Consider the following 731-nt stretch of genomic DNA (forward strand, 5'->3'; position numbering starts at 1 on the left):
TCTCACTGCCAGAAGAGAATGCGAGGCAAATTGGTGACTATCTTGGTTCGCCAGTGATGTGGATTAATTTTGCAGATTTGGAGCACGATCTCCCACTTGTTTCATTGCGCGACTGTCTACATTTCCCTGAACCGCTATTTATGCTGTTGAGCAAGGCTATCCAATATGGGCACATGACCCAAAGCTTACGCTTTTGTCCGCAATGTGGTGGGCGCAACTTGCTTAATAATAATCAATTTGCCATGCAATGCGGAGAGTGTCGTACTTTGCACTACCCGCGCATTTTCCCATGCATCATCGTTGCTGTGCGTAAAGAAAATCAGATTTTACTAGCGCAACACCCAAGGCATCGAAATGGCATGTACACCGTGATTGCGGGCTTTTTAGAGGCGGGAGAAACCTTAGAAGACTGTGTCGCGCGCGAAGTGCATGAAGAGACGGGCATTCACGTGAAAAACATTCGTTACTTTGGCAGTCAGCCTTGGGCCTTTCCATCCAGTATGATGATGGCATTCCTCGCCGATTATGATTCTGGTGAGCTCAATCCGGATTATACGGAGTTATCCGATGCACAATGGTTCGGTGTGAAAGAAATGCCACCAGTGGCACCAACAGGCACTATTGCAAGGGCGCTAATTGAGCAGACCGTTAGTGATATTCTTTCAGACTGAGATGCTGATCGTAAAGGAAGTAAAGGTTAAAAATTAATCATTTTTGAGACATCACTGTTG

The 731-nt window shown here is 46.1% G+C and carries 1 protein-coding gene; it reads left to right on the forward strand.

Translation table 11 applies throughout. The annotated features are described in order from the left end of the window. Positions 1-671 (forward strand): NAD(+) diphosphatase (gene nudC / locus R7Z47_RS24795; protein WP_318130755.1); only part of this gene is annotated, 671 nt, incomplete at its 5' end. Positions 672-731: the final 60 nt, after the last annotated feature.

It is taken from the genome of Vibrio sp. 1641 (assembly GCF_033339995.1).
Taxonomy (GTDB): domain Bacteria; phylum Pseudomonadota; class Gammaproteobacteria; order Enterobacterales; family Vibrionaceae; genus Vibrio; species Vibrio alginolyticus.